Raw genomic sequence first — 8,940 nt, forward strand, 5'->3', positions numbered from 1 at the left:
GTATTATAATGAGCTACTTTATACTTGATTTGCTCTAGAGAAGTGGAATACTTATAGTATGTTTTCTATTGCTCCTTTAATTACACATTACTAGTTGCATTAAAGTGCACTTTAAGGTCTATAATAAAACGAAAGATATAGATCATAGTAAAGGGATATAAATGAGGATATAACTGATATAAAAGTTCATTTTAGAAACTGGTGAATGTTGTTATTGGTATGACTACATTTGTACTAATGGATATGTTACCTGACGTAGTCGTAACATTTAGCTAGATAAAGGTTTACGGACTGACCAAGCACCTAAGCTTTCTATTCTTCTCTATATTTTATTGGGAGAGGCAGTTTATTAGAAACCAAATACCACCATATAGTGTCCTTAAAAGATTTAGAAGATGAATGATGAACAAAATAGTAAAAAGAAATATGGAGGATACAATGGAATTTTCTATAAAAGAAGCAGCTGAAAAGGTAGGTTTGCCTGCACACACACTCCGATATTATGAACAAAAGGGTCTTCTACCTATTATAAAAAGAGATGAAAATGGAAATCGTATTTTTGACGAAACAGATTTATCATGGTTAGAGCTTATTGTATGTTTCCGAAAAACTGATATAGCTCTCTCAGAATTAAGTGCGATCGTGGAATTAACAAAAGAAGGAGACAGCACAGCCACGAAACGCAAACAGATATTTGAAAAACATAAAGAGAAAATGATGGAGAAGCAAAGAGACTTGAATAACGCTTTTATAAAAATTGAAACGAAGATAGAGTACTACGATCAATTAGAAAAGAAGTATCACAAAGAAAAAGAAAACATGTCATTTAAAGCTTAATTGAGAATTTACCTTAATAAGATTTTTTTGTTGTAAAAAAAGCCGTTAAAGGCCATATCCATGAAATTCGGGATATTCAAACCAACCATTCCATCTGCTATCCAGGTAAAGCCAAATCCAATTACCACAGCTACAACCGCACCCATAAAATTTGCCAGACCTTTGTGACAAAGGTTTCTTTTCTAGTGCGGATCGGCATTTTGCTAATAGAAATAAAGATTATCGCAGCACTAGCCAAACTAGCCATCCATAATGGCTGGAATAAGGAAACAGGAGCATTTCCTTTTGCACTATTCGTGCCGATTTCATTGACATTTGTGACTTTCTTAGCTTGGAACTGCAAGGTTTGCTGCCTGTTTTGCTGTCAAGGTTGCTCCTTGTTTTTCAAAATCAGCAAGTAGTTTTTTTCAGGCAGTGTTGTTCATGTTGTCAACTACTCCATTCAAGACCTGTCCTGTCATCGTTGAAGCAGCCGTATTCATTCCCTGATTAATAAATATTTGTACTTCAGGTGCGGAAGGTGCTGGTGTCCGTAATGATGCTTGCTTTGCAAATCTTTGGGAATAACTAAAACCGCGTAATACTTTTGATTATCTAAACCTTTTTGGACTGCCTCAATACTGTCTACTTCCACCCATTTTACAGTAGGGTCTTTATCCTTTGCTGATGCTGAAGACTTTTATGTCATTTCAACAATCGTCTGCCCAGTACCCTGTAGTTTAAGTACATAAGTTCACAAACTTTACTCTTATTATTTCGCATTTTTCACGCAAAAAAACTAATCGGTAAATCCCGATTAGTTTTTCTTATTTTCAACATAAGCACCAAATAGACTTAAGTGAATTTTTTAGTTTAACAGAAACACCTTTGTACTCAAGAAATATAGTACTATTCGAGTTCTTCCAGAAAGGAATTTCTTGATCAACACTAATGTTTACCAAGGAATTTGTTTTCCATCTCTAAAGAACCTTCCAGAAGGTCCTTCAGGTCCAATCGTCGCTAACCAAAGGATAGACTCCGCCGCCTGCTTTGGCGATCTTGGAGCCGATGGTCCACCCATATCTGAGCTTACCCATCCCGGATCGACCGCGTTTATTTTAATATCACCCTTGATTTCTGCAGCTACCAATCGAGTCAATCCATTTAGTGCAAGTTTAGACAACTTATATGCGCCTACTCCTTGATATGACATTTCACTCATCGCCCCATATTCTGAAGAAACATTAATAATTCTCCCATAACCTTGCTTTTCCATGAGTGGAATAAACGAATGGATCACATGGTAAACCCCAAAGAAATTAGTTGCCATCGTTTTCTCTAGAATGGACTGATCCATATTCAATAACTTTTTATTCTCATCCAAATAAACGCCAGCATTATTAATTAATACGTCTAATCTTCCATACCGCTCATTTACTGTAACCGCAGCTTGACGGATACTATCTTGATTGTCTACATCCATTACTACAAACGAAACATCAAGATTTGACTCCCTAATTTTTTGCGCAGCTTCATCACCCATCTCTGGATCCCGACTTGCCAAAATGACCTTAAAACCTTTCAACGACAATTGCTTGACCAGCTCATATCCAATTCCTCGATTCCCGCCGGTGACAAGTGCAACTTGTTTATCGTGTGACATTTAACTCCTCCATTTCTCACCTAATAATAACCTTGGTTGTAGGCTAGGTTATTATTAGATTTTTTGGCTTATTAATTAAGGTAACACCTGGAAATTCAGTCAAAGAAAATTGGACAGGGATGATAAATCAATAATGATTAGAAAACTGTTATAGATTGTTGAATGAATACCTTATCTAGAAAATTGTCTTATAGGACTATGCATGTAGTTTCTTAGTAAAATAAATACTACACTCAATATTAACGATAATAACCCCACTAACATGACGTATTGTGTACCCATTTCTGATATAAATAATCCACCTACAGCTGTACCAATGGTTGTTCCTAAGTTAACGGATGATAAAAATAATCCATTAGCGAAATCAGGAGCTCCTGGAGCTGCAGACGTAATCCAGTATTGATTAATATTAGTTCCTATTCCAGCCAATACTCCCCAAACTAAAGTAATGATAGCCATAGGTAAAGTAAATTTTCCTAACAAGAATAATATGATGTAAACGGCTCCCAATGCAAAAGGAAAAGATACTACAAGTTTGATGGCATCTTTAGTAAGTAACTTCCCTGCCACAATGTTTCCAATAATACTTGCCCCCCCGAATATGACTAACATTAAACTAATTGATTTCCCAGAGATATTCGTAACGGTTTTAAGATACTCAGCAAGATAACTATACACCCCAAATACTGCTGAATTTAGTAAAATGACAGCAACAATGGAAAGCCATATAATTGGTTGTTTTAATACCGATAATTGAGCTCCGTAAGAAAGTCTTTCTTTAACAGGCATAGAAGGGAAAAATACTAATATAGCAATAAATACTAGAGCGTTCACGATGGCGAAAAATGCCATTGATATTTGAAATGAAACTGTACTAGCAAGAAAACTTGCGATTGGTACACCAAGTACCATACCCGCAGATACTCCAATAAAAACTTTTGAAACAGCTTTTGGAGCTTCTTCCTTGCTAACTGAGTTAGCAGCCATTGTAAAAGCTGCTGAAAAATAGATTGGATGAAATATGGCTGGAATCACACGCGCAATTATTGCAATGGTAAAGTTAGATGTAAATATGGAGACAATGTTACCTAGAACGAAAATACCAAGTACAAATAACATTGCCTTCTTACGATTTATACCCGAAAATAATAACGGCATAGTTGGACCAGATATTGTGACAGTGAGTGCGAAGAGACTTACCAGCAACCCGGCCTTAGATACACTGATATGAAAGTGATCAGCAATATAGGGCAATATCCCTATAACCCCCATTTCAGTATTTATGATGCCGAAAGCCCCTAGTGCCAATGTAAATATAAGTAAATTGTTTCTTTTTGACATAAAAATTGATTTCCTTCTTTCTTGAAAGTGTCATTATCTAGTTGCGTAAAGGTGTGTTATTTAAGGAGCTATCTTATCTTTATCATTTAGTCAGCTTTTTCAATTGTATCTGTAAAATCACTATGAATATTTTCAAAGTTTTCTTTTCCTGATTCAATCTGACCTAATATAATAAGATCACTTGTGGCATCTTCAAGGCCTTTATAAAAAATAGCTAAATTTCCCCAAGGTGAAAAATAAGCAAAGTCTCCTTTTTTTGGTTGGTTTTCGGATTGCACATTATCTGCTGATAACTTTTTTTGTAAAATACTTATTTTCTCTTTACCTACGTAATCTTCAAATGTTACCGTTAACGGCAATTGAGCTAAAAAATCCCTACTTGCTGGATTATCGTACATCCTAACAAGTACTTCCTCCTTGTTAAACGATAATTTTATTCTTATTTCTGAAATACTATCTTCTGTTGGTTCTTCTTGTGTACGGTTTGATTTATAACTTTCATTGTGACCTCTGTCGGTTTCAGATAAATTATTGTCATTACTGCTGCAAGCAGCGAGGACAAAGCTCATAACTAAAATACTCAGACATAACAGTTTTTTCATCTTGTTAGCCTCCTTCTATTTGTGCATTTTATATACAGAAGTTGTCCCAATCACAACGTGATTGTTTCATTGGTGGAGCCTAGCGTTCGATATTTTTTAATAATGGATTCGTTAATTTGTAGTAAACTGTGGTTTCAGGGAACATTTTTAATTAAACTTTATTTCAAAGCTACAATAACATCATAAAATGATAGGATTCAGATATCAAATACCTATATCAAATAACTTGATATACCTTTTGGTTATATGAAGGAGTTTATAGAAATCCGATTGTTGCGATATTTTATTGCGGTAGCGAACCAACAGAGTATTTCGGCTGTGTCACAATATTTGCATTTATCACAGCAGTCGTTATTGAGGCAATTAAGTTTAGAGAAATTCTTAATCCGATAGGGTCAATTTCCCATCCCCAATCATCCTTCTTTTTGAATCGCAAAATCAAGACACATAATTGGCATTTCTAGACCGGAATTTATTTGGAAATGTGAGCCAATACTTTACCTTGTTTTGTACCGGTTAAAAATTGCTTTTGCGTATCTTTCAAAAAATGTAACAACTCCGTGGCTTCTCCAACCACCGTATTCTCTATTGAACTGATGCCTGAAAACCCAATGCAAAACATTCATTTGATATCCATCCGTTTTAAACCTATATCATTTTTTTTGAACCGCTTTTTGTTCCTGCCTCTGAATAAATTTCAAAGCATAATATGTCCCAGCAATATAGATCCCCATGATCGATAAGTGGTCAATTAAAAACCTTATTGTAGAATCATCATTGAACCAACCAAATGGGTTGTAAATGAATAGCTTAGTTCCCATTTCTCCCTCGAAAGAGGATTGTACCCCGTAGGCAACAATTAATACCGCCAAAATACGCAAAGCAATGGTACGAATATGACTAGTACCGGTGATTCCCGTCATCCCCCGTACTGAATTGATAATCATTCCCCATGATAATCCTATGTGTACTGCCATGATGATAAATCCCCAATAGGCTGTCTGAACATGTATTTGCCGGAAGTTCATGTCATTATTAATCGGTATAAAGGGAAAAATATCACTGGATATTAGTATTCCACATATCATCATCAAAATCATTGCTACTAGAAAAAGCAGATTGAATCCGATTTGCAGAATACGACGAAAATTATGCTTTCCCTTAAAAACCGCTTTATACCAACGTCGATTTAAAAAATTATGGAAGATAAATAATACAAGCACCACAATTCCTACGACTTCATGGATCCTATTTCCGGTAATATAGTAAGCCATTGCTATTAACATAAGAACTGTCATAACAAGGTCATTAATAAGCCTAAATAACATCTTTCGATTCAAAGTATTCTCCTCTTTCTATTTAATCGCTTGATTAGCTTTTATATTGCTGTAAATACATCTTCAAAAGAACGTCCTGAATTTTTTTCACTTTTTCCTCATCATCCATTACATTACTTGCTTCTTTATTTACCTCCTTAGAATCATTCACATGATCAGATATTTCACTAACCTTCCAATGCTCTGTAGGGATAGCTACGAGTGGGGTGTCTGAACTGCTTTTTTTTGATTGTGAAATCTCTCTCAAATCAAACTCCTTCATCTGATCCATCGAATTCATATAGTCATCTCTTTCCTGATTTGCGTGGCAGGAAAAGCAACGGCCAATATTGTCTTTTGCAACTTCTCTGTTAGGTGTAAAATGCTGGTATTCCCATTCCCCATTACGCTCTTCAGGCGAGTACTGGGAACCCCAGCCGGTACGCTTTTCCATCACTAAATAATGCTCAATCTCTCCATCTCGAAATCCTTCGAGAGTGATAACGGTGCCGCTCGGAAGCTCATCTCCGTTCTGCACCGCTTCAATTGCTTTTCTACTATTTACATAGATGTTTTCATGAATATCTCCTCGATCGTAAGTGGCAAACACGATCCCCTTTTCAAGGTCTTCAGGGAATTTTACAAGGTTAGCACCGGATCCAATCTCAGCGTATTCCCCAGACTTAGCCCCAGAGGAACCCTCTTCTTGTTGAGAGTTGTTCTTTGTATCAGTATCATTGTTATTGCAAGCAGTAAGGGTGAGGGCTAGCAACAATGCAAATGAAAGAATGAATCGTTTTTTCATCCCGTTTTCCGCCTCCAAGTTTCGTTTTTTTGTCTCGTAAATTCATGCGACTTGGCTTCTATCTGATTATTAATCTAATTTGAATATCGTTGTCTCTAGATGGTAAGGGAATTATTTTCATACTGACTTCTTCTCTATTCGTTAAATCCCCAAGCATAAAAAACTCTGAAAAGCAGTCGCAGATGTAACGAATAAAGTTGTTGTTATCATTGGAGCAACCAATGGAATTGACGAAGCAAAACTACTAAGAAATTTGCACTAGAAGGAGCAAATTAAGTCATTGAGGCTCATCGTAATTATTACAACACCCTTCAAATCTATATAAGGTGCTGAAATTACATATGTCGTGAAGGTCGCTTGAAAGCTCTTTTTGAATCCTTACCAAAATTTGAATTCTCTTTGAAAAAAAATATGAATCCCGACAAGATATACGGGATTCACACAGTGGTTTCACTCAAAAATACCATTAGCACGTAAAGCTCATTACGATCTTCCAACACAAGCCCTATTTTTTCTTGAGATTTTCTTTGAAGAAGGACTCAAGCTTGTAATAAGCGCTTTCAATTGAACTCCATGACGAGCGGCAATGACTATTTTTGCTCCTTATTCTCCTTGTTTCTTATTGGTTGCATTACCAATTCCACTTGATATACCCATTATTACAACAACTTTATCTTAATTAGTAGACATAATAGATAACATCATCCTTTCTTTACTCTATACAATTTATTTTAGCTGTGCCTTTCGTTTATAACAAATACTTATATCACATATCAAGACATGCTTGTTAAGCATTTCTGAAGCGTATATACTAAAATAATAAAAAGGAGGCGTGATAGATGGAATTTAGAGTTTTGCGATATTTTCTTACTGTTGCAAGAGAAGGAAGCATTACAGGTGCTGCTAATTTTTTGCATGTGACACAGCCAACCTTGTCAAGACAATTAAAAGATCTTGAACAAGAGTTAGGAAAAAAACTATTTATTCGCAGTAGTCACAGTATCATTCTCACAGATGAAGGAATGCTCCTCCGAAAGAGAGCAGAAGAAATCGTTGATATGGTTGATAAATTAGGTGTAGAATTTAGTTCTATGGAAGAAACAATAAGTGGTGACGTTTATGTAGGTGGTGGGGAAACGGACGCCATGAGACTGATTGCACGGGTAGTAAAAGATTTACAATTACGTTATCCAAATATACGGTATCACCTGTACAGCGGAAACGAAGACGATGTGACTGAACGACTTGACAAAGGATTGCTTGATTTTGGTATTTTAATTGAACCAGCTGATTTATCCAAATACAATTATATCAATATCCCAACCAAAGATGTTTGGGGCGTTGTTATGAGGAAAGACAGTCCTCTTGCTTTCAAAGATACCATTCAAGCACTGGATTTATTAAATTTTCCGCTAATCTGTTCACGGCAGGCTATGAAAAAGACATTGTCTAAAAATGAATTTGCGGATTGGTTTGGTGAAAATTTTGACATTTTAAACGTCGTGACTACATACAATCTTGCATATAATGCTGCAATCATGGTTGAAGAGGGTATTGGTTATGCAATAACCCTTGATAAAATAGTAAATACGTCTAGTGATAGTAACCTTTGTTTTAGACCGCTAGAGCCAAGACTTGAATCTGGCTTAAACATTGTTTGGAAAAAACATCAGGTTTTTTCCGCTGCTGCTGAAATATTTTTAAAAGAAATTCAGGGAAAATTTACAAATTTTTCATCAGATGAATAGGAAAATCACGTAACAATATTAACAATTATTTATTATAATTTATTTCTCGAATTGGCCGCTATAGGATTACCTGAGTTGTTAACCAGCACATCAATGCGCCTAAATCCGGCAACTCCCAACTTAACGGTAGCCTAAGCGGCAGAATTTAGTTCCATGGAAGAAACAATAACTGGTGATGTTTACATAGGTATTGGGTAACCAGCTTCTAATATTACTGAATATGAAAATAATTTAAAATCATTGGAAGAGTTGATGCAATCGTAGAAAACGATTGCTGGCATCAAAATCTTGAATAACCGTCAGCTTCATGATGAATAAAGTCGATACGATTATGTGTGCTGACATAGATGAGATTGCCAAAACAACCTAAAAAGGTATCGGAATGGGTCTCCCATTCCGATACCTTTTTAACTCGCTTACAATGTTTTAGTTCTATCTGTTACTCCTCCTTGCCTGCTGCCCCATTCATGTTCTTTCCAGCACTTTCTTGTTTGTTTAGTTAACCAATTTATGTGCATGATTTATGTACACAAAAGAAATTTAATATACTGGATTTGAGTCAATATTTTGGACACAAAAAAGTTAAATCTTAAGCTGTATTCCTAATTAAATCTTCAATGGCTTGTGGGGTTTGATAGCCCAAGCTGCT

Annotated in this window: 8 protein-coding genes and 2 pseudogenes; 3 read left to right on the top strand and 7 right to left on the bottom strand. The window is 35.7% G+C overall.

Going from position 1 to position 8,940, the window contains the following annotated elements; all coding sequences use genetic code 11:
- Nucleotides 1-438 precede the first annotated feature (438 nt).
- A complete protein-coding gene (locus ACFWE9_RS24015; RefSeq protein ID WP_356713869.1) occupies nt 439-837 on the top strand; it encodes a MerR family transcriptional regulator in 399 nt (132 codons plus the stop codon).
- A gap of 50 nt (nt 838-887) precedes the next feature.
- Here the strand turns inward: ACFWE9_RS24015 and ACFWE9_RS24020 are convergent.
- From ACFWE9_RS24020 to ACFWE9_RS24035, 4 genes and pseudogenes are all read right to left on the bottom strand, one after another.
- Nucleotides 888-1,504 (bottom strand): annotated as a pseudogene (locus ACFWE9_RS24020) (YhgE/Pip domain-containing protein); the annotation flags it as partial.
- Nucleotides 1,505-1,771: 267 nt separating this feature from the next.
- Nucleotides 1,772-2,479 carry an SDR family oxidoreductase gene (locus ACFWE9_RS24025; protein WP_230155490.1) on the bottom strand — a complete coding sequence of 236 codons (708 nt, stop codon included), beginning with the start codon at nt 2,477-2,479 and terminating at the stop codon, nt 1,772-1,774.
- Between the two features lie 171 nt (nt 2,480-2,650).
- A complete protein-coding gene (locus ACFWE9_RS24030) occupies nt 2,651-3,820 on the bottom strand; it encodes an MFS transporter (RefSeq protein WP_230155489.1) in 1,170 nt (389 codons plus the stop codon).
- Between the two features lie 86 nt (nt 3,821-3,906).
- Entirely contained in the window at nt 3,907-4,422 is a 516-nt protein-coding gene (locus ACFWE9_RS24035; RefSeq protein ID WP_230155488.1) for a cyclophilin-like fold protein, read from the bottom strand.
- A 246-nt stretch (nt 4,423-4,668) separates the two neighbouring features.
- On the opposite strand from ACFWE9_RS24035, the gene ACFWE9_RS24040 reads away from it, so the two are divergent.
- Entirely contained in the window at nt 4,669-4,815 is a 147-nt protein-coding gene (locus tag ACFWE9_RS24040) for a LysR family transcriptional regulator (RefSeq protein ID WP_377359166.1), read from the top strand.
- Nucleotides 4,816-4,841: 26 nt separating this feature from the next.
- On the opposite strand, the pseudogene ACFWE9_RS24045 reads toward ACFWE9_RS24040, so the two are convergent.
- The 3 genes and pseudogenes from ACFWE9_RS24045 to ACFWE9_RS24055 all read right to left on the bottom strand — a co-directional run.
- A pseudogene (locus ACFWE9_RS24045) lies at nt 4,842-5,006 on the bottom strand (family 1 glycosylhydrolase); the annotation flags it as partial.
- Nucleotides 5,007-5,075: 69 nt separating this feature from the next.
- Complete coding sequence (locus ACFWE9_RS24050; protein WP_230155487.1) at nt 5,076-5,762, bottom strand: DUF4405 domain-containing protein; 687 nt, start codon at nt 5,760-5,762, stop codon at nt 5,076-5,078.
- A 31-nt stretch (nt 5,763-5,793) separates the two neighbouring features.
- The gene (locus ACFWE9_RS24055) at nt 5,794-6,543 is read right to left on the bottom strand and encodes a cytochrome P460 family protein (RefSeq protein ID WP_230155485.1); all 750 of its coding nucleotides are present in this window, start codon (nt 6,541-6,543) and stop codon (nt 5,794-5,796) included.
- 839 nt (nt 6,544-7,382) lie between these two features.
- Between ACFWE9_RS24055 and ACFWE9_RS24060 the strand changes: the two genes are divergently transcribed.
- Entirely contained in the window at nt 7,383-8,291 is a 909-nt protein-coding gene (locus tag ACFWE9_RS24060; RefSeq protein WP_230155483.1) for a LysR family transcriptional regulator, read from the top strand.
- Nucleotides 8,292-8,940 lie beyond the last annotated feature (649 nt).

Origin of the sequence: Peribacillus sp. NPDC060253 (assembly GCF_042727425.1) — a bacterium.
Lineage (GTDB): Bacteria > Bacillota > Bacilli > Bacillales > DSM-1321 > Peribacillus.